The organism is Friedmanniella luteola (genome assembly GCF_900105065.1).
Classification (GTDB): Bacteria; Actinomycetota; Actinomycetes; order Propionibacteriales; family Propionibacteriaceae; genus Microlunatus; species Microlunatus luteolus.
The window spans coordinates 4,482,115-4,503,599 of sequence record NZ_LT629749.1; the positions used below are offsets into that span (position 1 = coordinate 4,482,115).

The following is a 21,485-nucleotide window of genomic DNA, read 5'->3' on the forward strand; positions in this document are numbered from 1 at the left end:
TCAGCCCCGCGGCGGCGGCAGCAGGGCGGCGATGGCGGCCCGCTCGAAGAACGCCGCCGAGGCCCGGGCCGTGGGCGAGCCGAGGTCGGGGTCGGCGCCGGCGGCGAGGAGCACCTCGACGACGTCGGTGTAGCCCTTGAACACCGCGCCGGCCATCGGCGTCTGACCGCGGTCGTTGACGGCGTCGACGTCGGCGCCCCGCTCGGCCAGCACCCGGACCGTCGCCGCGTGGCCGTGGTAGGCGGCCAGCATCAGCAGGGTGTTGCCTCCCGCGTCGGTGAGGTCGACGGGCATCCCGTGGTCGGCGTAGTCGGCCAGCCGCTCCGCCTCGCCCACCCGGGCCCGGTCCAGCAGCCAGTGCGCCAGCTCGACGGGGTCGTCCCCGCCCGGAACGCCGTCGGAGGGGGCGTCGCTCACTCGCCCGCCCCGGGCTTCAGCAGCGGGAACAGGATCGTCTCGCGGATGCCGGCCCCGGTGAACAGCATCACCAGCCGGTCGATGCCCAGCCCGACGCCGCCCATCGGCGGGGCGCCGAACTCGAGCGCGGCCAGGAAGTCCTCGTCCAGCTGCATGGCCTCCGGGTCCCCGGCGGCCGCGGCCAGCGACTGCGCGGTGAGCCGCTCCCGCTGGACGACGGGGTCGACCAGCTCCGAGAACCCGGTCCCCCGCTCGGTGCCCCCGATGATCAGGTCCCACGCCTCGATCAGGTGCGGGTCGCTGCGGTGCGGGCGGGCCAGCGGCTGCGCCGAGGGCGGGTAGTCGCAGACGAAGGTCGGCTGCAGCAGCGTCGGCTCCACCAGCTCGCCGAACAGCTCCAGCACCAGCTTCTCCGCGCCCCAGGCCGGGTCCACCTCGACGCCGCGCTCGGCCGCGACCGCGCGCAGCCGGTCGGCCCCGGTCTCCCAGGTGACCTCCTCGCCGAGCACCTGCGACAGCCCGGGGTAGACGCCCAGCCAGGGCCAGGCGCCGTCCAGGTCGACCGTGCCGGCCGACGTCTCGACCTGCCGGGAGCCGAGGGCGGCGTCCGCCGCGTCGACGACGACCCGCTGCAGCAACGCGGCCACCGTGCGCTGGTCGCCCCAGGCCTCGTAGAACTCGAGCATCGTGAACTCGGGGCTGTGGCTGGAGTCGACGCCCTCGTTGCGGAAGATGCGGCCCATCTCGTAGACCTTCTCGACCCCGCCGACGACGGCGCGCTTGAGGAACAGCTCCAGCGCGATCCGCAGCGTCATGTCGGTGTCGAAGGCGTTGAGGTGGGTGCCGAAGGGCCGCGCGTGGGCTCCACCGTGCACCAGCTGGAGGACCGGCGTCTCGATCTCGAGGTACCCCTCCCGGTGCAGCGTCTCCCGGATGCTGCGGGTGACCGCGGCGCGGGTGCGGACCATCTCCCGGGCGGCGTCGCGGACGGTGAGGTCGGCGTAGCGCTGCCGGACCCGGGTCTCGTCGGACAGCTCCTTGTGCAGCGTGGGCATCGGCCGCAGGGCCTTGGACGCCAGCGTCCAGGAGGTCGCGAGCACCGACAGCTCACCGCGGCGGGAGGAGATGACCCGCCCGGTGACGGCGACGAAGTCCCCGAGGTCGACGTCGGCCTTCCAGGCCCCCAGCGCGTCCTCGCCCACCTCGTCGCGGGACAGCATCACCTGCAGGCGGGTGCCGGTGTCGGTCTGCGACAGGCCCTCCTGCAGGGTCGCGAAGCAGAGCTTGCCGGTGTTCCGGACGAACACCACCCGGCCGGCGACGGAGACGACGTCGTCGGTCTCCTCGCCGGTCTCCAGGTGCCCCCAGCGCTCCCGGACCTCGCGCAGCGCGTGGGTCCGGGGGACCGTCACCGGGTAGGGCTCGCGGCCCTCGGCCAGCAGCCGCTCGCGCTTCTCCTGCCGCACGCGGATCTGCTCCGGGACGTTCTCCCCACCGGGCGGGCTGGTCTCCTCAGGCACCGCGTCAGCCTACCGAGACCGGCGGCGCCTCCCGACCGCGTTCACACCGGGGTAACAAGGCTCTGAGTAGGGTGCCGTCATGGCGGACGTCCTCGCGCAGTACCAGCCGGGAGCGGCCTTCGACGAGATGATGGACCTCGACGGCGAGGTCCGGCCCTCCTACCGCGCCCTGCACGCCACGCTCGACCGCTCCTCTCCGGCCGAGCTGCGGACGATCGCCGAGTCACTGGCCAACAACTACGTCCAGGCGGGCGTCACCTTCGACGTCGGCGGGGTCGAACGGCCCTTCCCGCTGGACCTCGTGCCGCGGGTGATCGCGTCCTCGGAGTGGGAGACGATCGAGACGGGGGTCGCCCAGCGGGTGCGCGCCCTGGAGGCCTTCCTGGCCGACGTCTACTCCGACGCCCGGGTGATCTCCGACGGCGTCATCCCCAGCCAGCTGATCACCAGCTCCAACCACTACCACCGCGCGGTGTGGGGGGTGCAGCCCGGCAACGGGGTGCGCATCCACGTCGCCGGCGTCGACCTGATCCGCACCCCCGAGGGTGACGTGCGGGTGCTCGAGGACAACGTCCGGGTGCCCAGCGGCGTCTCCTACGTGATGACCAACCGCAGCGCGATGATCACCGCCCTGCCCGACGCGTTCGCCAACCAGCGGATCCGGCCCGTGGCCGGCTACCCGCAGCGGCTGCTCGCGGCGCTGCGGCTGGCCGCGACGCCGGCCGTCGACAACCCGACCGTCGTCGTCCTCACCCCGGGGGTCTACAACTCCGCCTACTTCGAGCACACGCTGCTGGCCCGGACGATGGGCGTCGAGCTGGTCGAGGGCCGCGACCTGGAGTGCCGGCGCGGCAAGGTCTTCATGCGCACGACGGGCGGCCTCCAGCGCGTCGACGTCATCTACCGCCGCATCGACGACGAGTACATCGACCCTGTGCACTTCCGCAGCAACTCGATGCTGGGCGTGCCCGGCCTGGTCAACGCCGTCCGCACGGGCGGGGTGGTGCTGGCCAACGCCATCGGCAACGGCGTCGCCGACGACAAGCTCATCTACACCTACGTCCCCGACCTCATCCGCTACTACCTGGGCGAGCAGCCGGTGATCGCCAACGTCGACACCTGGCGGCTGGAGGACGACACGGCCCGCGAGGAGGTCCTCGACCGGCTGGACGAGCTGGTGGTCAAGCCCGTCGACGGCTCCGGCGGCAAGGGCATCGTGATCGGGCCGCGCGCCACGAAGGAGGAGCTCGACGCCCTCCGCGCCCGCGTCATCGCCGACCCGCGCGGCTGGATCGCCCAGCCCGTCGTCCAGCTGTCCACGGTCCCGACCCTGGTCGACGACGAGCTGAAGCCGCGGCACGTCGACCTGCGGCCCTTCGCGGTGAACAGCGGCGACGAGGTGTGGGTGCTGCCCGGCGGCCTGACCCGCGTCGCGCTGCCCGAGGGCGAGCTGGTCGTGAACTCCAGCCAGGGCGGTGGCAGCAAGGACACCTGGGTGCTGAGCCCGCCGGCGCACCGGCCCTCGGTCACCCTCGCCGCGGAGGAGCCCCCCGTCGCCGAGCCGGAGCCGCAGGCCGAGGAGGTCCCCGCGCGACCGGCCGGTCCGCCGCGGATGCGTCGGGTGCCCGCCCTGCTGATGAAGCCCAAGGTGATCCAGCGCCAGCAGGAGGAGCAGCAGCAGCAGGGCGGCCCGGCCGGAGGGGACGCGCCGTGCTGAGCCGGATCGCGGAGTCGATGTTCTGGATCGGCCGCTACGTGGAGCGCGCCGAGGACACCTCGCGGCTGCTGCAGACCCACCTGCGGCTGATCACCGAGGGCACCACGTCGGAGAGCGAGCTGTGCCGCAACCTGCTGGCCCTGATGAGCGTCGAGCACGTCGAGAACCCCACGCACGAGGACCTGGTGCGGGTGCTCGGGTACGACGGCCAGGAGCCGACCTCCATCTTCGCCTGCTGGGCGGCCGCCCGGGACAACGCCCGGCGGGCCCGGGAGGTGATCCCGCTGGACCTGTGGGAGTGCATCAACACCACCTGGCACCAGCTGCCGTCCGGCCGGTTCCGCACGGCCCGCGCGCACACCTTCCTCAGCTGGGCGCAGGAGCGCAGCGCCCTGTTCACCGGGATCGCCCGCGGGACGATGGTCCGCGACGACGGCTGGGAGTTCATGATGCTCGGCCGCTCGCTGGAACAGGTGGACATGACGTCGCGGCTGGTGGCGTCGGCGTCGCTGCGCAGCGGCAGCACGCAGTGGCCGTCGGTGCTCCGCGGCTGCGGCGGGCACGACGCCTTCCTGCGCACCTACCGCGGGATGCAGACCGACCGGGAGGCCGCGCAGTTCCTCATCTCCGACGCCCGGTTCCCGCGCTCGCTGATGCACGGTCTGCTCGCCGCCGCCGACTGCCTCCGCCGGCTCAGCATGGTCGACGGCCAGGGCGTCCGGCAGGCCGAGTTCCCGGCCCGCGCGCTCGGCCAGCTGCAGGCCCGGCTCGAGTACGCCGACGTCGGCGAGCTGCTGGAGGACCTGGACGAGGAGATGACCTGGGTGCAGGACGTGGTCGCCCAGGTGACGGCGGCCGTCGCCAACAACTACTTCGTGGCCGAGGACGCGACGGCCTGGATCACCGAGGGGACGCGCTGACGTGCGGCTGAGCATCGACCACCAGACCGGCTTCCGGTACAGCTCACCGGTCAAGTCCTCCTACAACGAGGCGCGGATGACACCGGCGGCCAGCGAGCACCAGACGATCTGGAGCAGCCGGGTCAGCATCGAGCCGGCCGCCTGGAGCTTCAGCTACACCGACTACTGGGGCACCCGGGTCACCACCTTCGAGCTGCACGAGGCGCACGAGCGGCTCACCGTGCACGCGCAGGCCGTCGTGGACACCCGCGGCGACGAGCCGGCCTGGGACACCGAGCGGCGGGTCGCCCCCAGCGACCTCGGCTGGTCGGCCCTGCACGACCGCGGCGTGATCGACCGGATGGCGGAGTACCTGACGGTGAACCGGCGCACGGCACCGGCGCCCGAGCTCGCCGCGCTGGCCGCCGAGGTGGCCGACCAGCCGCCGCGGCTGGCCGCGCTCGACGTCTGCCGCATCCTCGACGAGCGGCTGCGCTACGAGCGGGGCTCCACCGAGGTGACCAGCGCGGCCGCCGACGTGTGGGCGCTGGGAGCGGGCGTCTGCCAGGACTACAGCCACGTCGCCCTCGGGGCGCTGCGCTCGATCGGGCTGCCCGCCCGCTACGTCTCGGGCTACCTGCACCCCGGCCCGCGGGAGCCCAACACCACGGTCACCGGCGAGAGCCACTCCTGGATCGAGTGGTGGTGCGGCACCTGGGTGCCCTACGACCCGACGATGGGCCGACGGCTCACCGACAGCTACGTCCGGGTCGGCCACGGCCGTGACTACGGCGACGTCGCCCCGCTGCGCGGCACCTACTCCGGCGGCGCCTCCGACATGTTCGTCACCGTCGCGATGACCGAGCTGGGCTGAGGGCGGCGACGCCTGACGGGACGCGCGGCGCTCACGAGGGTGAGCGCATGAGCAGCTACGGGCAGCAGCCCGGCCCTACGTCACGATGCTCACCGAGTCGCGCCAGGACGCGGTGGCCCGGCTGGTCGCCATGGCCGAGGCGGCCGGTGCGCACGCCGTCGTCGGGCTCCGGTTCGACTGCAGCGAGATCACCCAGTCGCTCAGCGAGGTCTGCGCCTACGGCACCGCCGTCCAGCTGGCCGGCGGCCCGGTCGGCGCGGCGGCCGGTCCCGAGCCCGGCCCGGGAACCCCCTAGGCAGAGGGCGGGGGCCCGGGGCAGGATGGCGCCATGACCGCCGACGACCGCACCCCGCCCGCCGACGACGACGTGAAGGCCAAGTTCCGCGAGGCCCTCGAGGCGAAGAAGGGCCGGCGCGGGGAGGACCACCTCGACGCCGGGCAGCAGCCCGTGCACGCGCACGGCCCGGTGGAGGCGAAGCGGACCTTCCGCCGCAAGACCGGCTAGGCCCCGCCTGAGCCCGACCACGGCCCCCTGAGCCTGACGACCGCGCCCTGAGCCTGTCGAAGGGCCACCCGCCGAGCCGGACCACCGCGCCCTGAGCCTGTCGAAGGGCCTCGAGCTCAGGCCGCGGCGATCGGTTCAGGCCACGGACTCCACCTCACGCCGCGGAAGCGGCGGCGGCCCGCAGCCGGACCCGGATGCCGTCCGCGCCGGGGATGAACTCGACCTCCGAGAGGTCGCCGACGACGGCGTCGGCGTCGAGGTCTTCGCGCCTGGTCGTGGTGACCACGGCGAGGGTCGCGCAGCCCGCGGCGTGCGCGGCCTCGAGCCCCTTGGGCGCGTCCTCGACCACCAGGCAACGGGTCGGGTCGACGCCCAGCCGCCGGGCCGCCTCCAGGAACGGGTCGGGGGCCGGCTTGCCGTGCGCGACGTCGTCGACGGTGACCAGCACCGACGGCGGCTGCAGACCGGCCGCGGCGATCCGGGCCTGCGCGAGCGGGACGGTGCAGGAGGTGGCGATCGCGCTCTTGGCCGCCCGCAGGGCCTCGAGGGCCTCCGCGGCACCCGGCAGCACGACGATGTCGTGCACGTCGGCCAGCTCCAGCTCGTCGATCCGCCGGATGGCCTCCACGTGGCGGTCCTCGGCCAGCAGGGCGCGGACCACCTGGGCCGAGGGCATGCCGTGGTGGCGGCCCATCTGCTCCGGGGTGAGCCCGAACTCGTGCATCCACGTCGTCCAGGCGCGCATCACCGCCGGGGTGGAGTCGACCAGCGTCCCGTCCATGTCGAAGAGGACGGCCTCGAAGACCTCGTCGGACAACCTGCCCAGACCCACCGGGAACTCCTTCGCGTCGGGCGCGCCGGGTGCGCGCTCGGACCTCATCCTCCCCGACCGCGCCCCACCCGCCGGTCCCGGTCCCGGAAACCTCTTGTTGAGTGAGCGCTCACTCAGTAGGCTGCTCCCCGTGCCCCGCGCCACCCCGCTCCCGCTCGACGAGCGCCGCGCCGCCCTCATGGCGGCCACCGAACCGCTGCTGCAGCGCTACGGCCGCGACGTCTCCACCCGCCAGATCGCCGAGGCGGCCGGCGTCGCCGAGGGGACGATCTTCCGGGCCTTCGCCACCAAGGAGGCGCTGATCGACGCGTGCCTGGCGGACGCCTTCGACGTCGGCCCGACCTGCGCCGAGCTCGACGCCGTCGACCCGGACCTGGACCTGGAGGCCGCCGTCACCGCGGCCGTCGGGCTGCTCCAGGACCGGCTCCGCCGGGTGATCGCCCTCTTCCACACCCTCCGCTTCGCGCCGCAGACGCCCGAGGACGTCAGCGACCTGCGCCGGCGGCAGGACCAGGACAACGCCGCGCTCAACGCGGCGACGGCGGGCGTGCTGATCCCGTTCAAGGACCAGCTCAGCCGGCCCGCGGAGGAGGCGGCCGCCCTGCTCCGCACGGTCACCTTCGCCCTCACCCACCCGATGCTCGGCGACAGCTCCACCAGCACCCCGGAGCAGATCACCGACCTCCTCCTGCACGGCCTCGTCCGCCGCGCCGACCCCGCCCGCCCGCTCCCACCGGAGGACGCACCATGCTGATCCGTCTCCTGCGCCGCCACCTGCGGCCCTACCGCCGCGTGCTGGCCTGGGTGGTCGTGCTGCAGCTGGTCGGCACCATGGCCGCGCTGTACCTGCCCAGCCTCAACGCGTCGATCATCGACGAGGGGGTCGCCAAGGGGGACACCGACTTCATCTGGCGGACCGGCGGGGTGATGCTGGCCGTCAGCCTGCTGCAGATCGTCTGCGCCATCGCCGCCACGTACCTCGGGGCGCGGACGGCGATGGGCTTCGGCCGCGACGTCCGCGGGGCGCTCTTCGACCGCGTGCTCGGCTTCTCGGCCCGCGAGCTCAACAGCTTCGGCGCGCCGTCGCTGATCACCCGGAACACCAACGACGTCCAGCAGGTCCAGATGCTGGTGCTGCTCTCGACGACGATGTTCGTCGCGGCCCCGATCACCATGGTGGGCGGCATCGTGATGGCGCTCCGCGAGGACGTCGGCCTCTCGTGGCTCGTCGTCGTCGCCGTCCCGCTGCTGGCGGTGTCGATCTGGCTGGTGGTGCGCAAGATGGGCCCGCTGTTCCGGGTCATGCAGACCCGCATCGACACCCTCAACCGGGTGCTCCGCGAGCAGATCAGCGGCATCCGGGTGGTCCGGGCGTTCGTCCGCGAGCCCTACGAGACCGCCCGGTTCTCCGCGGCCAACGCCGAGCTGACCCAGACGGCCACCTCGGTCGGCCGGCTGGTGGCGTCGATCTTCCCGATCGTCATGTTCATCCTCAACATCTCCAGCGTCGCCGTGCTGTGGTTCGGCGCGCAGCGGGTCGACAGCGGTCAGATGCAGATCGGCTCGCTGACGGCGTTCCTCAGCTACCTGGTGCAGATCCTCATGTCGGTGATGATGGCGACGTTCCTGCTGATGATCGCCCCGCGCGCCATGGTCTGCGCCGAGCGGATCGGCGAGGTCCTGGGCACCGACTCCTCGGTGGTCACGGCCGAGCGCCCGGTCACCGCCCTCCGCACCACCTCCGAGGTCGCCTTCGACGGCGCCTCGTTCACCTACCCCGGCGCCGACGCGCCGGTGCTGCGCGGCGTCACCTTCACCGCCGGCCCGGGTCGGACGACGGCGATCATCGGCTCGACCGGCGCCGGCAAGTCGACGCTGGTCTCGCTCATCCCCCGGCTGATCGACGTCACCGCCGGCTCGGTCACCGTCGACGGCGTGGAGGTCCGCGAGCTCGACCCCGACCTGCTGTGGAGCCGGATCGGGCTGGTGCCCCAGAAGCCGTTCCTGTTCTCGGGCACCGTGGCCAGCAACCTGCGCTACGGGAAGCCCGACGCGACCGAGGACGAGCTGTGGCGCGCGCTGCGCGTCGCCCAGGCCGAGGACTTCGTCCGCGCCATGCCCGGCCAGCTCGAGGCGACGATCGCCCAGGGCGGCACCAACGTCTCCGGCGGCCAGCGGCAACGGCTCTCCATCGCCCGCGCCCTGGTGAAGCGTCCGGAGATCTACGTCTTCGACGACTCGTTCTCGGCCCTCGACGTCACCACCGACGCCCGCCTCCGGGCCGCCCTGGCCCGTGAGACGGCCTCGGCCTGCGTGATCATCGTCGGCCAGCGCGTCGCCACCATCCGCGAGGCCGACCAGATCATCGTGCTGGAGCACGGTGAGGTGGTCGGCACCGGCACCCACGAGGAGCTGCTGGAGACATGCCCGACCTACGCCGAGATCGTCAGCTCCCAGCTGAGCGCCGAGGAGGTGGCGGCATGAGCGAGGACACCCGCATCGACACCGCTGCGGCGCCCGACGCCGAGCCGGCCGTGGTGGCCAAGGCCCCCGAGCGGCCCAGGTACGCGCCGGCGACCCGCAGCGGCGGCCCCTTCGGCGGCCCGGCCCCGGCGGAGAAGTCGCTGAACTTCTGGCCGTCGCTGAAGCGGCTGCTCGGCCACCTCGCGCCCGAGCGGGTGGTCCTGGTCGCCGTCGTCGCCCTGGCCGTGGTGGGCATCGTGATGAACGTCTACGGTCCCCGGATCCTCGGCTACGCGACCGACGTGATCTTCACCGGTCTCGTCGGGCGCAGCCTGCCCGCCGGCGCCAGCAAGGCCGAGGTGGTCGCCCAGCTGCGGGCCTCCGGACAGGGCACCTACGCCGACCTCGTCGAGCGGCTCGCCGTCGTGCCCGGGCAGGGCATCGACTTCGACCTGCTGGGCCGGTGGCTGCTGCTGGCGCTCGGCCTGTACCTGGCCTCGTCGCTGTTCCTGTGGCTGCAGGGCTACCTGCTCAACGGGGCGGTGCAGCGCTCGATCTTCACGCTGCGCAACGAGGTGGAGACCAAGATCAACAAGCTGCCGCTCAGCTACTTCGACAAGCAGACGCGGGGCGAGCTGCTCAGCCGGGTGACGAACGACATCGACAACGTGGCGCAGGCGCTGCAGCAGACCCTCAGCCAGCTGCTGACCTCGCTGCTGACGGTCATCGGCGTCGTCGTGATGATGTTCGTGGTCTCGCCCCTGCTGGCCCTGATCGCCCTGGTGACGATCCCGATCTCGGTGCTGATCACCGGCGTGATCGGCAAGCGGTCGCAGAAGCTGTTCACCGCGCAGTGGAAGGCGACCGGGGAGCTCAACGGGCACATCGAGGAGGCCTTCACCGGGCACGCGCTGGTCAAGGTCTTCGGCCGGCAGAAGGAGGTCGCGGCGGTCTTCGCCGAGCGCAACGAGGGCTTGTTCGGCTCCAGCTTCGGCGCGCAGTTCATCAGCGGCCTGATCATGCCGGCGATGATGTTCATCGGGAACCTCAACTACGTGGCCATCGCCGTCGTCGGCGGCCTGCGGGTGGCCAGCGGCACGACGAGCCTCGGCGACGTGCAGGCCTTCATCCAGTACACCCGGATGTTCACCCAGCCGCTCACCCAGGTGGCCTCGATGGCCAACCTGCTGCAGTCGGGCATCGCGTCCGCCGAGCGCGTGTTCGAGGTGCTCGACGCCGAGGAGCAGAGCCCGGAGCCGGCGAGCTCGGCGGGCGCCGGCGCGCCGACGCGCGGCCGGGTCGAGTTCCAGCACATCGCCTTCTCCTACACGAAGGCGCAGCCGCTCATCACCGACCTGTCCCTGGTCGCCGAGCCGGGCAGCACCGTGGCCATCGTCGGGCCGACGGGCGCCGGCAAGACCACGCTGGTCAACCTGATCCTGCGCTTCTACGAGCTGGACGGCGGCAAGATCACCGTCGACGGCGTCGACGTGGCCACCATCCCGCGGGCCGAGCTGCGCTCGAAGGTCGGCATGGTGCTGCAGGACACCTGGCTGTTCCACGGCACCATCCGCGCCAACATCGCCTACGGCCGCCCGGACGCGACGGAGGCCGAGATCCTGGCCGCCGCGGAGGCCACCTACGTCGACCGCTTCGTGCACGCCCTGCCCGAGGGCTACGACACGGTGATCGACGAGGAGGGCAGCAACATCAGCGCGGGCGAGAAGCAGCTGATCACGATCGCCCGGGCCTTCCTGGCGAACCCGGCGCTGCTCATCCTCGACGAGGCGACCAGCTCGGTCGACACCCGGACCGAGGTCCTGGTGCAGCACGCGATGGCCGCCCTGCGCAGCGACCGGACCAGCTTCGTGATCGCGCACCGGCTGTCCACCATCCGCGACGCCGACCTGATCCTGGTCATGCAGGCGGGCCAGATCGTCGAGCAGGGCAGCCACACCGCGCTGCTCGCGGCCGGCGGCGCCTACGCCGACCTGTACCGCTCGCAGTTCGCGGGAGCGGTGACCGACGACGAGCAGCAGGCCGAGCCGGTCCCGGCCGGCTGACCCGGGCCCCCGGGGGGAGGGGCGAGGTCGACCGGGCGCGACCTCCTCCCCTGCTCCACGACCTGTACGGCACCGGCGAGGGCTTCGGCGTCCGCCGGTCGGCGAGCCCGACCAGCGGCTGCACCCCGGTGGCGAGCTCGATGCCGTAGCGCCCCGCCCGGGTGGTCCCGAGGTCCTCGCGCCTCGCCCCCGAGCTCTGCGCACCGCCCGTCGTCGGACCGGGCGGCCGGGGCGGCCGGCCGACGAGGCCGTCGACCCGCCGTCTACCGGGCGGCCGACGGCAAGCGCCACCTCGTCTCCGAGGTGGACCACCGCAACCGGTCCGGGTTCGACGTCCGCGCGGTGCGGATGGACGACGCGCCGGGGTGGGGACGCTGCGCGGGGCCGCCCGGGGTCCGCTGCTCGCCTGACCGACCGCGCACGGCCCGCCCCGGTCCTCCGGGGCGGGCCGTGCCACGATCGGGCCATGCGCCCGCCCGTGCCCCCGTTCACCGCCGCGACCGCCGCCCAGAAGGTGCAGGCGGCCGAGGACGCCTGGAACACCCGCGACCCGCAGAAGGTCGCCGCGGCCTACACCCCGGACACCCGGTGGCGGAACCGGTCGGAGTTCCTCACCGGCCGGGCCGAGGTCGAGGCCTTCCTCACCCGGAAGTGGGCGACCGAGCAGGACTACGCCCTGCGGAAGGCGCTGTGGGCGTTCACCGACGACCGGATCGCCGTCCGCTTCCAGTACGAGTGGCGCGACGCGTCGGGCCAGTGGTGGCGCAGCCACGGCAACGAGAACTGGGAGTTCGACGCCGAGGGCTACATGCGGCGCCGCGAGGCGAGCATCAACGACGTGCCGATCCGCGAGGACGAGCGCCGGATCTTCGGCCCGCGACCGGAGTCGGAGCGGGGCGCCGACCTGCCGCTGCGCTGAGCCGTGACTTCTGGCGATCTGACCCCCGCTGCGGTGGTCCAGCCGCCAGAAGTCCGCTCAGTACAGGTCCGGCCGCCGGTCGGTGAACGCGTGGTTGTACGGCCCCACATCCTTGGCCAGGGCCCGGCCGAGGTCGAGCTCGGCCAGCAGCGTCGTCTCCTCGCCCTGGGCCGGCCCGGCGACGGGGTAGCCCTCGACGTCGCAGATGACGCTGCCGCCGATCCACACGACCCCCCGCTCGGTGCCGACCCGGTCGGTGACCACCACGAAGACCCGGTTGACCGCGGCGCTGGCCTGCGCCTTGACCACCTCGGGCGCCCGCTCGCCGGGCGGCGGGGAGTTGCTGGGCCAGTTCGACGGCGCGACCACGATCTGCGCGCCGCGGAGTGCCACGTCGCGGACCATCTCGGGGAACTCGAGGTCGTAGCAGATCATCGCCGCGACGACGCCGACGCGGGTCTCCACGACCGGGGCCAGCGCGTCGCCGACGGCGAAGACCGCCTTCTCGGTGCCCCACAGGTGCGTCTTCCGGTAGACGGCCAGCAGCCGGCCGGAGTCGAGGACGGCGAGGCTGTTGAACGGCCGCTCCCCGTCGGAGCGCTCGCAGAACCCGGCGACCAGGACGATGCCGTGGCGGGCGGACAGCTCGGTCAGCAGCGTCACGGTCGGACCGTCGACCGGCTCGGACCGCTCCCGGGCCTCGGCCAGGTCGGCGAAGACGTACCCCGAGGTCACCAGCTCGGGCAGCACCACCAGCCCGGCGCCGCGCGCCACCGCGTCGTCGACGGCGGTGACCACCCGGCGGCGGTTGCCCTCGGGGTCGTCGATGTCGATCCGCAGCTGGCAGGCGGCGACGGTCGTGGTGGGGCCGCTCGGGCGGGCGAGGTCGGTCATGGTCGCCATCCTGCCCGTCGGACCTCCAGCACGCCGGCCGGTCCGGGAGGCGGCGGGCTGAAGGCCCGCGGCGGCACCCGGTCCAGGGCGCTGCCCGCGTACTCCGGCCCCAGCCCCCGCCGCCGGGACCCGGCCGCCTGCTGGACCAGCCCGCGCGGCAGCACCAGGTGGGCGGTGAGCAGGGCGCTGCGCCGGGCCGTCAACGTCCGGAGCAGCGGCAGCCCGAGCGTCCAGGGCGGGTTCGCCACCACCCGGAACGGGCGGGTCGGCCACCGGAACTCCTCCAGGTCGGCCTCCACCACGGTCACCGTGCCGGCCTCGCGGCCGGGCACGGCGGCGAACCGGGCACGGAGCCGGGCGGCCCGGCCGGGGTGCAGCTCGACGGCCAGCACCCGCGCCCCGGCGGCCCGCAACGGCTCGGTCAGCGCACCGTCGCCCGCCCCCAGGTCCAGCACCAGGTCACCGGGCCGGATCTGCGCCGCCTCGACCAGCCGCCGAGCCCGGTCAGCGTGCAGCCGGTGCCACCCCCAGCGCCGCTCCGGCCCGCCGTGGGCCCCGGGCACGCGCGACCGTCCAGATCATGACCATGGTCGGGGACGCTAGCCCGCGCCGTCGGCGGGGGCACCTGCTTTTCGCCGGTCCACCGCCGTCGGCGCCGAGCTCAGCGGGCGTCCGTGGCCGTCAGTAGAGGTCGGTCCGCCGGTCGCCGAAGACGTGGTTGCGCGTGCTGATCTGCTTGTCGAGCGCCGCCTCCACCGCGAGGTCGGCCACCAGCACGGTCGTGGCGCCGAACTCGGGCCCGGCCGCCCGGAAGCCGTCCACGTCGCAGATCACGCTGCCGCCCACCCAGCGGACCCCCCGCTCGGGGCCGACGCGGTCCGCCACCACCACGACCACGTGGTAGGTCGCGGCCATCGCCATGGCCTTGCTGACCTCGGGGGGACGGGTGTTCGGGTTGTCGGAGTCCGGCCAGTTCGCCGGCGAGGCGACCACCTGTGCTCCCCGGCGTGCGACGTCCAGCAGGACCTCCGGGAAGGCGAGGTCGTAGCAGATCAGCGGCGCCACCGCCCCGACCCGGGTGGGCACGACGGGCGGCAGCGCGTCGCCCGGGGTGAAGTGCAGCTTCTCGGTGTCCCACAGGTGCGTCTTGCGGTAGACGGCCAGCACCTCGCCGTCGTCGACGACCACGGCGCTGTTGTAGGGCCTGTCCAGCCCCGAGACCTCGCAGAACCCGCCGACCACCACCACCCCGTGCTCCCGGGACAGGGCCCGGAAGAACGCGACCGACGGTCCGGTCACGGGCTCGGCGCGGGCCGAGGACTCGGCGACGTCGCGCCAGATGGAGCCGCAGAGCGTCAGCTCCGGCAGCACCACCAGCTGGGCCCCGCGCGCGGCCGCCTCCGCGACCGCCTCGGCGACGACGCGGTTGGTCTTGACCGGGTCGTCGATGTCGACGGGCACCTGGCAGGCGGCGAGGACGGCCATGTCGGTCCCCGTCCCCGGCTCAGTCGTCCTCGGTGGCGGTGACCATCACCGCGACCGGGGCGAGGTAGCCGTTGGGGTCGAGCATCCAGCCGGCGTCGAAGGCGGCCTCGACGACCTCGGGAGCCCACTCCAGCCGGACCCGGCCGTCACCGGCGTTGACGACGATCAGCTCCCCGGTGCCCTCGGTGGCGGCGTCCTCGCCCGCCTCGAGCAGCTCGAAGCGCCGCCAGCTGCCCGGCAGCACCGACAGCATGTCCTGCGGCTCCAGGACGACGGTCTCCTCCGCGGCGCCCGCGTTCAGCGTGACCTGCCAGCGCCCAGACTTCACCAGCAACGTCTGGGTGGCGTCGTGACGGTGCCGCAGCAGGCCCTCCCCCGGGGTCGCCCGCACCCACGCCAGGTTGAAGCTGTGCGGCTCGTGCAGCCGGGGCACCTGGCGACGGTCCTCGCTCATCCCGTACCCGATCACCAGCGCCAGCTCACCCGCGCCGCCCGGCAGGGCGTGGCCGAGCGTCGCGCGGGCGCTGTAGCGGCGGTCGCCGGCCTGGGTCACGCGCCCGCGCATCTCCTCGACGCTGTAGGTGGTCAGCTCGTCGATGGCGGACTGCTTCATCGGCTTGATCAGCGGCACGTCGGTGGGCAGCTCGTCGCCGGCGACGGTGTCGATCAGCCGGTTGTCGGCAGTGAGGTGCAGGCCGTAGGACTCGGCCTCCTTGAGCACCGACGGGCCCCAGATGATGCCGCCCGTGACGTCCTGCCCCAGCACCGTCAGCAGCAGGCCCTCGTCGGGGCCCTCGTTGGTGAAGCCGCGGAAGATCCAGCTGGGCACCGAGATGATGTCGCCGTCGTGGCTGACGTACTCGCCCTGCTTGCCGTCGACGCCCCAGCGGATCCGGAAGGTGCCGCCGAAGTTGATGAACACCTCGGCGGTGAAGTGCAGGTGCAGGTTGTTGTTGACGCCGTTCGGCATCCCCGCGGCGCCCACGTTGTAGCCGTGCGGCTCGCTGAGGTTGATGAACTGCTTCGCGTTCTGCGAGACGCCCGGGCCGATGAAGGCGTAGTTGGACTTGCGGTCCGAGCCCGGGGTCCGGCAGTCGATGAAGGCGGCGTTCTCGGCGACCCAGTCGGCGCGTCGGATCGTGCGCCGGGTCACCTCGGTGGAGGGGACGACCACGTCGGTCATGGCAGGTTCCTTTCGGCAGGAGCGGGGGACGGCGGGCGGCGGCAGCCGGGCGCGCGTCAGTAGATGTTGGTGCTGTCGTAGGGGGTGTCGCCGCGGCGGACGGCGATCTGGGTGCGCACGGAGATCTCGTCGTAGACCCGCACCTCGCGGACGATCCGGCCGTCCTGCACGAGGAACTGCGAGACGCCGAGGATCTCGACCGGCGTCCCGGTCAGCGGGCCGAAGTCGGCGACCCCGTTGTAGAGGCCCTTGTAGACCCAGGTGACGGCGACCCGGAGGCCGGCGTACCGGTCCGCGTGGTGGGTGGCCACGTCGCGGACCTCGAACTGCCCGGCCGGGAAGGCGCGGAGCATCCGCAGCAGCTCCCGGCGGTAGTTCTCGGGCCGGATGACCGTGCGGTAGCCCACGGTGTGCAGCGTGAGGTCACGGACGAAGTAGTCCTCGACGGCCTTGAGGTCCCGGCCGTTCCAGACCTGCTCCACCATCTCCAGCACCCGGGTGACCTCGGGGCGGTGGTCGTCGGGCCGGGGGCCCGAGTCGCCGACCGCCAGCACGTCGGTCGGGGGCGCCTCGGTCATGCTGCCCGAGAAGCCGAGGTAGCCCTTCTCGCGGGCCACCGCGTCCGGGTCCTGGCCCAGCTGCAGGGCGATGGCCAGGGAGTCCCGGACCACCCACTCCTCCACCATCCGGCCGCGCCGGTAGAGGCAGTTGGCGATGGTCCGGTGCACGAACCCGTTCGCCGGGTCGGCGGAGAAGACGAGGTGGGAGCTGAGGAACGCGTCGTCCCCGCGGGCCTCCCAGACCACGTCCTCGGCCTGGCCCACCCGGTCCGGGGTCGCGGCGATCCGCATCAGCGTGCCGGCCACCACCTCCTCGACGCCGACGGAGGTCCCGTACGCCCCGTGCACGATGGAGTCGGGCTCGTAGTTCTCCCGGATGTGGCCGATCGAGCGGTTGACCCAGATGAGGTCGGTCACCTCCCGGATGAAGTCGTCCGGGTCGGCGTAGGGCTGGTACGCGACGGGGTCCAACGGCATGGGTCCTCCTGGTCGGTGCTGGGCTCGCCCGTTCAGTGTATGCGTATGCACTCGAGGACGTCGAGAGGCGGGGCCCCAGCGCGGGTCAGGGGCAGGCGGCCAGCGTCCCGCGCTCCACCAGCCGGCTCGGGAAGTGCTCGTGCCGGAAGGGCCCGGTCGGGTCCTCGATCCGGGCGACCAGCAGGCTCGCGGCGCGGCGCGCCATCGCGTCCAGGTCGAAGGCGACGGTGGTGAGCTGCAGCAGCGGCCAGCGGGCGGCGGGCAGGTCGTCGAAGCCGACGATCGAGACGTCGGCCGGCACGCGCAGGTCCAGCTCCCGTGCCGCGTTCAGCGCGCCGTAGGCCACCACGTCGTTGCCGCAGACGACGACGGTCGGCGGGTCGTCGCGCTGCAGGAGGTGGCGGGCGCCGGCGTGACCGGTCTCGAAGTCGAAGGGCCCGCGGTAGCTGAGGGCGGCGCTGATGCTCACCCCGCCGGCGGCCAGCGCCTCGCGCAGCGCGGTCTCCCGCTGCTCGGCGGTGCTGGTGTTGCGCGGCCCGAAGACGGCCCCGACCCGGCGGTGTCCCAGCGCGAGGATCCGGGCCGCCAGCTGGCTCAGCCCGATCTGGGCGTCGACCTCGGCGGAGTCGGCCTCCACCGACTCCGACGTCCGGTTGAAGTAGACGAACGGGACCCCGCGGTCGCGGAGCCGGACCGGCAGCACCGAGTCGACGGTCGTGGTGGCCAGCAGCACGCCGTCGAGCCCGTTGGCGAGCAGCCGCTCGGCCACCCGGCCCGTGTCGGAGGACTCCGTCTGCAGCACCAGCTGGTAGTCCAGCGCCTCCAGCTCGCGGTGGATGGGGGCGATGACGTGGGGGTAGAACTGGTTCTCGAGGTCGGTCAGCAGCAGCCCGATCCGCCGCGTCCGGCCGCTGGAGAGGGCGCGCCCCGTCTCGCTGGGCACGTAGCCCAGCGCGGCCGCGGCCTGGCGCACCCGCCGCTTCGTCTCCTCGGAGACCTTGGGGCTGTCCCGCAGCGCCCGCGACACCGTGGGCTGGCTGACCCCGGCCAGGCGCGCGACGTCGTGGCTGGTGACCACCATGCGGAGCTCCCCTTCCGGCGGGCAGGAGGGCAGCATAACCGGCCCCCGCGCGCCCTTGACCCGACGCGCCGAGTCGGGGTCTACTGTCGGCATACGTATGTAGATGGCGTCGCTCACGACGTCGCCGCCGACTCGAGGAGCCCCGCGTGCCCACCCACCTGAAGACCGGCCGGTCGAAGTCCTTCGCCGACACCAGCCAGGACGACGTGCGCGAGCGCGTGCAGGGGATCATCGCCGACATCCGCACCCGGGGCGACGAGGCCGTCTCCGCGTACGCGGAGACCTTCGACCGCTGGACCGGGGACCTCCGGCTGTCGGCCGAACGGGTCCAGGAGATCATCGCGACGCTGCCGCAGCAGGTCATCGACGACATCGTCTTCGTGCAGTCGCAGGTGCGGCACTTCGCCGAGGTCCAGCGCGCCTCGATGACCGACGTCGAGGTCGAGACGCTGCCCGGCGTCTTCCTCGGCCACCGGCACGTCCCCGTCCAGGCGGCCGGCGCCTACATCCCGGGCGGGAAGTACCCGCTCACCGCGTCCGCCCACATGACCATCGTCACGGCGAAGGTGGCCGGGGTCCCCCGCGTCGTGGCGTGCACGCCGCCGATCCGGGGCGAGATCCCCGCGGCGACGGTCGCCGCCATGCACCTCGCGGGCGCCGACGAGATCTGGATCCTCGGCGGCGTCCAGGCCGTGGCCGCGATGGCCGTCGGCACCGCGTCGATGGCCCGCGTCGACCTGATCGCCGGACCCGGCAACGCCTACGTCGCCGAGGCGAAGCGGCAGCTGTTCGGCGAGGTCGGCATCGACCTGTTCGCCGGACCCACCGAGATCCTCGTCGTCGCCGACGAGGAGGCCGACCCGTTCCTGGTCGCCGTCGACCTGCTGTCCCAGGCCGAGCACGGGCCCGAGTCCCCGGCCGTGCTGGTGACGAGCAGCGAGCGCGTCGCCCGCGAGGCGATGGCGCACGTCGAGCGGATCCTGCCCGGCATGCCGACCGCCGACTACGCCGGCCCCGCCTGGCGCGACTACGGCCAGGTGATCGTGACCGAGGACCTCGACGAGGCCTACGCCGTCGCGGACTCCTTCGCCTCGGAGCACGTGCAGATCTTCACCGCCGAGCCGCGGGTCGCGCTCGAGAAGATGGTCCACTACGGCGCCCTCTTCCTCGGCGAGAACACCTGCGTCTCCTACGGCGACAAGGTGATCGGCACCAACCACGTGCTGCCGACGCTCGGCGCCGCCCGCTACACCGGCGGTCTGTGGGTGGGCAAGTACCTCCGCACCGCCACCTACCAGGAGATCCGCGACACCACCTCCAGCGGCGAGCTGGGCCGGGTCTGCGGTCGCGCCTCGCGCGTCGAGCTGTTCGAGGGCCACGCCCGCTCCGGCGACGCCCGCGCCGCCCGGCACCTGGGCGACCGGTTCGACTGGATCGACGCGGCGCTGGCGCACGAGCCCGCCGGGCAGGCATGACCGGAGCTGGCGAGGCCCCGACCGGACCGCTCGCGGGGCGGACCGCCCTGGTGACGGGGGGCGGGAACGGACTCGGGGCCGCCATCGCCCGGGCCCTGCACGCGCAGGGGGCGGCCGTCGTGCTGGCCGGACGCCGGAGCGAGCCGCTGCAGCAGGTCTGCGCCGAGCTCGGCGCGCGGGCGTCCTGGCACGCCTGCGACGTGGCCGACCCGGCCTCGGTCGCCGCGCTGGCGGAGGCCCTGGCCGACGTCGAGGTCGACGTGGTCGTCAACAACGCCGGCGTGGCCGGCCCGGTCGCGCCGCTGACCGAGGTCAGCGTCGAGGAGTGGGACGAGGTCTTCGACGTCAACGTCCGCGGGGTCTTCCTGGTCTGCCGGGCGTTCCTGCCGGCCATGGTCGCGCGGGGCCGCGGCGACGTCGTCAACGTGGCGTCGGTCTCCGGCAAGCGGCCGCTGGTCCGCCGGACCCCCTACGCGGCCTCGAAGATGGCGGTGATCGGGCTGACCTCGACGCTGGCCTTCGAGGTCGGGCCGGCCGGCGTCAACGTCAACACCCTCTCCCCCGGCCCGGTCGCGGGCCCCCGGATGGAGCGGAACTTCCGGCTGGAGGCCGAGCGGACGGGTGTCACCGAGGCCGCGGCCGAAGAAGCGTTCGTCTCCCGGTCCGCCCTGGGCCGGATGGTCACCGAGGAGGAGGTCGGGGCCGCCGTGGTCGCGATGCTGGCGATGCCCGGGCTCTGCGGAGCCGACGTCGACCTGTCGGCGGGGATGGTGGCCTGATGGGCGCCTCCCTGAAGTCCCGGCTGGCCGACGGCGAGAAGCTGCTCGGCGCCCTGCTGCGGCTGGGCACCGAGGAGCTCGTCGAGATGGTCGCGGTCAGCGGCTTCGACTTCGTGCTGCTGGACACCGAGCACGGCGCGGCCGACGTCGGCGAGCTGCGCCGGCACCTGGTGCTGGCCGAGACCCACGGCGTCCCCGTGCTGGTCCGGGTCGGCGGGCACGAACCGGCCCTGGTGCTGCGGGTCCTGGACGCCGGCGCCGAGGGCGTCGTCGCCCCGCACGTCGACACCCCCGAGCAGGCCGCGGCCCTGGTGGCGTCGGCGCACTACCCGCCCAGCGGCCTGCGCGGGTTCGCGACCTACGGCCGGTCCGGCCGCTTCGGCCTGGTGGGCCCGGCCGAGCACGCGCAGGCCGCCGCGGAGCGCACCCTGGTGCTCGGCATGATCGAGTCCCCGGCCGGCGTGCGCGCGGCCGACGCCATCGCCGCCACCCCGGGCCTGGACGGGATCATGGTCGGCACCGCCGACCTGCGGGCGTCCAGCACGGCCGACGACCCCGACCCTGCGGAGGGCCTGGCGACGGTCCACCGCGCGCTCGCCGCCGCCGGCCGGCACCGGATGGACATCGTCAACGGCCGCGCCCAGGCCGAGGCCTCCTTCGCCGACGGCGCCGCCCTGGTGGTCTACAACCTCACGGCGACGGTGATGTCCCACCTCGCCGACCTCCGCGGAGCCCGCCCGACCTGAACCGTTCCGCGCCCTGAGCCTGTCGAAGGGCCGAACCCGACCCGCGCCCGGAGCCTGTCGAAGGGCCGAACCCGACCCCGCGCCCTGAGCCTCTCGAAGGGCCTTCGACTCAGGCAACGGAAGTGCAAAGCCTGAGCCATCCACCGCACCTGTCGACGGGCTCAACGACGAGCACGGGCAACGAGATCCTCCGGCTGAGCTGTCCACAGCCGCCCTGAGCCTGCGGCGGGGCTGTCCCCAGATCAGCGAGAACCCTCGACCTGAGGTGGGCGATCGTCGAGGCTCACCCCATGCCCTGGACCTCCATGCTCCGCTGCCCGGACGGCTCGTCCTTACGTCGGCAGCGCTCGGAACCTGGACGCGCGGATGACCCAGCACGCGCTGGGGACTGACGGGTCGTGCACGGCCGAGCGTCGCCCGGTCGAGCTCGTCTGGACGCACGAGTCGGACCGCATCGACGAGGCGTACGGGCTCGAGCGCAAGATCCAGGGTTGACGCAGGGAGAAGCGGATCGCCCTGATCGAGGGCCGCTTCGGCGACCTGCCCGGGCTCTCACGCAGCGGTTCTCACAGCGAGCAGCGCCCTTCGACGAGCTC

21 protein-coding genes and 1 pseudogene are annotated in these 21,485 nt (G+C 73.4%); 13 read left to right on the forward strand and 9 right to left on the reverse strand.

Annotation, left to right across the window (positions count from 1 at the left end; all coding sequences use genetic code 11):
- Both BLT72_RS20920 and lysS read right to left on the reverse strand, forming a co-directional pair.
- Window positions 1-417: an ankyrin repeat domain-containing protein gene (locus BLT72_RS20920; RefSeq protein WP_091415794.1), complete on the reverse strand. Its 417-nt coding sequence runs from the start codon at window positions 415-417 to the stop codon at window positions 1-3.
- A complete protein-coding gene (gene lysS, locus BLT72_RS20925; protein WP_197677444.1) occupies window positions 414-1,889 on the reverse strand; it encodes a lysine--tRNA ligase in 1,476 nt (491 codons plus the stop codon). Before lysS ends, BLT72_RS20920 begins: the two co-directional genes overlap by 4 nt.
- Window positions 1,890-2,016: 127 nt before the next feature.
- Here lysS and BLT72_RS20930 point away from each other — a divergent pair, with 127 nt between their 5' ends.
- From BLT72_RS20930 to BLT72_RS22605, 5 genes and pseudogenes are all read left to right on the forward strand, one after another.
- On the forward strand, window positions 2,017-3,654 hold the full coding sequence (locus BLT72_RS20930) for a circularly permuted type 2 ATP-grasp protein (RefSeq protein WP_091415801.1): 1,638 nt from the start codon (window positions 2,017-2,019) through the stop codon (window positions 3,652-3,654).
- Window positions 3,648-4,574 (forward strand): alpha-E domain-containing protein, encoded by a 927-nt coding sequence (locus tag BLT72_RS20935; RefSeq protein ID WP_091415804.1) that lies wholly within the window; start codon window positions 3,648-3,650, stop codon window positions 4,572-4,574. The genes BLT72_RS20930 and BLT72_RS20935 overlap by 7 nt, the downstream gene beginning before the upstream one ends.
- Before the next feature lies 1 nt (window position 4,575).
- Window positions 4,576-5,427, forward strand: a complete 852-nt coding sequence (locus BLT72_RS20940) for a transglutaminase family protein (RefSeq protein ID WP_197677125.1) — start codon at window positions 4,576-4,578, stop codon at window positions 5,425-5,427.
- A 79-nt stretch (window positions 5,428-5,506) separates the two neighbouring features.
- A pseudogene (locus BLT72_RS20945) lies at window positions 5,507-5,722 on the forward strand (heavy metal-binding domain-containing protein); the annotation flags it as partial.
- 33 nt (window positions 5,723-5,755) lie between these two features.
- Window positions 5,756-5,932: a DUF5302 domain-containing protein gene (locus tag BLT72_RS22605; RefSeq protein ID WP_172826138.1), complete on the forward strand. Its 177-nt coding sequence runs from the start codon at window positions 5,756-5,758 to the stop codon at window positions 5,930-5,932.
- A gap of 154 nt (window positions 5,933-6,086) precedes the next feature.
- Here the strand turns inward: BLT72_RS22605 and BLT72_RS20950 are convergent, their stop codons facing one another.
- Window positions 6,087-6,764, reverse strand: a complete 678-nt coding sequence (locus BLT72_RS20950; RefSeq protein WP_231930215.1) for an HAD-IA family hydrolase — start codon at window positions 6,762-6,764, stop codon at window positions 6,087-6,089.
- Between the two features lie 130 nt (window positions 6,765-6,894).
- Here BLT72_RS20950 and BLT72_RS22430 point away from each other — a divergent pair, with 130 nt between their 5' ends.
- The 4 genes from BLT72_RS22430 (at window position 6,895) to BLT72_RS20970 (ending at window position 12,209) form a co-directional block, all read left to right on the forward strand.
- Entirely contained in the window at window positions 6,895-7,518 is a 624-nt protein-coding gene (locus BLT72_RS22430) for a TetR/AcrR family transcriptional regulator (RefSeq protein WP_172826140.1), read from the forward strand.
- The gene (locus BLT72_RS20960) at window positions 7,512-9,248 is read left to right on the forward strand and encodes an ABC transporter ATP-binding protein (protein WP_091415812.1); all 1,737 of its coding nucleotides are present in this window, start codon (window positions 7,512-7,514) and stop codon (window positions 9,246-9,248) included. Before BLT72_RS22430 ends, BLT72_RS20960 begins: the two co-directional genes overlap by 7 nt.
- On the forward strand, window positions 9,245-11,290 hold the full coding sequence (locus BLT72_RS20965; RefSeq protein ID WP_091415815.1) for an ABC transporter ATP-binding protein: 2,046 nt from the start codon (window positions 9,245-9,247) through the stop codon (window positions 11,288-11,290). Before BLT72_RS20960 ends, BLT72_RS20965 begins: the two co-directional genes overlap by 4 nt.
- A gap of 466 nt (window positions 11,291-11,756) precedes the next feature.
- Entirely contained in the window at window positions 11,757-12,209 is a 453-nt protein-coding gene (locus tag BLT72_RS20970; RefSeq protein ID WP_091415819.1) for a nuclear transport factor 2 family protein, read from the forward strand.
- A gap of 57 nt (window positions 12,210-12,266) precedes the next feature.
- Here BLT72_RS20970 and BLT72_RS20975 read toward each other — a convergent pair whose 3' ends face one another.
- From BLT72_RS20975 to BLT72_RS21000, 6 genes are all read right to left on the reverse strand, one after another.
- Window positions 12,267-13,103, reverse strand: coding sequence for a nitrilase-related carbon-nitrogen hydrolase (locus BLT72_RS20975; protein ID WP_091415823.1), 837 nt, complete (start codon window positions 13,101-13,103; stop codon window positions 12,267-12,269).
- Window positions 13,100-13,666, reverse strand: coding sequence for an rRNA adenine N-6-methyltransferase family protein (locus BLT72_RS20980; RefSeq protein WP_157720590.1), 567 nt, complete (start codon window positions 13,664-13,666; stop codon window positions 13,100-13,102). The genes BLT72_RS20975 and BLT72_RS20980 overlap by 4 nt, the downstream gene beginning before the upstream one ends.
- A 118-nt stretch (window positions 13,667-13,784) precedes the next feature.
- Entirely contained in the window at window positions 13,785-14,588 is an 804-nt protein-coding gene (locus BLT72_RS20985) for a nitrilase-related carbon-nitrogen hydrolase (protein ID WP_091415827.1), read from the reverse strand.
- Window positions 14,589-14,607: 19 nt separating this feature from the next.
- The gene (locus BLT72_RS20990) at window positions 14,608-15,771 is read right to left on the reverse strand and encodes a cupin domain-containing protein (protein ID WP_091415829.1); all 1,164 of its coding nucleotides are present in this window, start codon (window positions 15,769-15,771) and stop codon (window positions 14,608-14,610) included.
- A gap of 56 nt (window positions 15,772-15,827) precedes the next feature.
- Window positions 15,828-16,808 carry a nuclear transport factor 2 family protein gene (locus tag BLT72_RS20995; RefSeq protein WP_091415832.1) on the reverse strand — a complete coding sequence of 327 codons (981 nt, stop codon included), beginning with the start codon at window positions 16,806-16,808 and terminating at the stop codon, window positions 15,828-15,830.
- Between the two features lie 85 nt (window positions 16,809-16,893).
- The gene (locus BLT72_RS21000; protein ID WP_172826144.1) at window positions 16,894-17,889 is read right to left on the reverse strand and encodes a LacI family DNA-binding transcriptional regulator; all 996 of its coding nucleotides are present in this window, start codon (window positions 17,887-17,889) and stop codon (window positions 16,894-16,896) included.
- A 146-nt stretch (window positions 17,890-18,035) separates the two neighbouring features.
- Between BLT72_RS21000 and hisD the strand changes: the two genes are divergently transcribed.
- From hisD to BLT72_RS22845, 4 genes are all read left to right on the forward strand, one after another.
- The gene (gene hisD / locus BLT72_RS21005; protein ID WP_091415838.1) at window positions 18,036-19,364 is read left to right on the forward strand and encodes a histidinol dehydrogenase; all 1,329 of its coding nucleotides are present in this window, start codon (window positions 18,036-18,038) and stop codon (window positions 19,362-19,364) included.
- Window positions 19,361-20,143, forward strand: a complete 783-nt coding sequence (locus BLT72_RS21010; protein ID WP_091415842.1) for an SDR family NAD(P)-dependent oxidoreductase — start codon at window positions 19,361-19,363, stop codon at window positions 20,141-20,143. The genes hisD and BLT72_RS21010 overlap by 4 nt, the downstream gene beginning before the upstream one ends.
- Window positions 20,143-20,889, forward strand: a complete 747-nt coding sequence (locus BLT72_RS21015) for an HpcH/HpaI aldolase family protein (protein ID WP_091415846.1) — start codon at window positions 20,143-20,145, stop codon at window positions 20,887-20,889. The genes BLT72_RS21010 and BLT72_RS21015 overlap by 1 nt, the downstream gene beginning before the upstream one ends.
- A 366-nt stretch (window positions 20,890-21,255) precedes the next feature.
- On the forward strand, window positions 21,256-21,384 hold the full coding sequence (locus tag BLT72_RS22845) for a GIY-YIG nuclease family protein (protein ID WP_197677126.1): 129 nt from the start codon (window positions 21,256-21,258) through the stop codon (window positions 21,382-21,384).
- Window positions 21,385-21,485: the final 101 nt, after the last annotated feature.

Excerpts from the sequence above, each read along its gene's own strand:
- BLT72_RS22605 (WP_172826138.1), top strand. The coding sequence starts at position 5,756 with ATGACCGCCGACGACCGCACCCCGCCCGCCGACGACGACGTGAAGGCC.
- BLT72_RS20965 (WP_091415815.1), top strand. The coding sequence starts at position 9,245 with ATGAGCGAGGACACCCGCATCGACACCGCTGCGGCGCCCGACGCCGAG.
- BLT72_RS21000 (WP_172826144.1), bottom strand. The coding sequence starts at position 17,889 with ATGGTGGTCACCAGCCACGACGTCGCGCGCCTGGCCGGGGTCAGCCAG.
- BLT72_RS20960 (WP_091415812.1), top strand. The coding sequence starts at position 7,512 with ATGCTGATCCGTCTCCTGCGCCGCCACCTGCGGCCCTACCGCCGCGTG.
- BLT72_RS20930 (WP_091415801.1), top strand. The coding sequence starts at position 2,017 with ATGGCGGACGTCCTCGCGCAGTACCAGCCGGGAGCGGCCTTCGACGAG.
- BLT72_RS20990 (WP_091415829.1), bottom strand. The coding sequence starts at position 15,771 with ATGACCGACGTGGTCGTCCCCTCCACCGAGGTGACCCGGCGCACGATC.
- BLT72_RS20970 (WP_091415819.1), top strand. The coding sequence starts at position 11,757 with ATGCGCCCGCCCGTGCCCCCGTTCACCGCCGCGACCGCCGCCCAGAAG.
- BLT72_RS21010 (WP_091415842.1), top strand. The coding sequence starts at position 19,361 with ATGACCGGAGCTGGCGAGGCCCCGACCGGACCGCTCGCGGGGCGGACC.
- BLT72_RS20975 (WP_091415823.1), bottom strand. The coding sequence starts at position 13,103 with ATGACCGACCTCGCCCGCCCGAGCGGCCCCACCACGACCGTCGCCGCC.
- BLT72_RS21015 (WP_091415846.1), top strand. The coding sequence starts at position 20,143 with ATGGGCGCCTCCCTGAAGTCCCGGCTGGCCGACGGCGAGAAGCTGCTC.
- BLT72_RS20995 (WP_091415832.1), bottom strand. The coding sequence starts at position 16,808 with ATGCCGTTGGACCCCGTCGCGTACCAGCCCTACGCCGACCCGGACGAC.
- BLT72_RS20985 (WP_091415827.1), bottom strand. The coding sequence starts at position 14,588 with ATGGCCGTCCTCGCCGCCTGCCAGGTGCCCGTCGACATCGACGACCCG.
- BLT72_RS22845 (WP_197677126.1), top strand. The coding sequence starts at position 21,256 with ATGACCCAGCACGCGCTGGGGACTGACGGGTCGTGCACGGCCGAGCGT.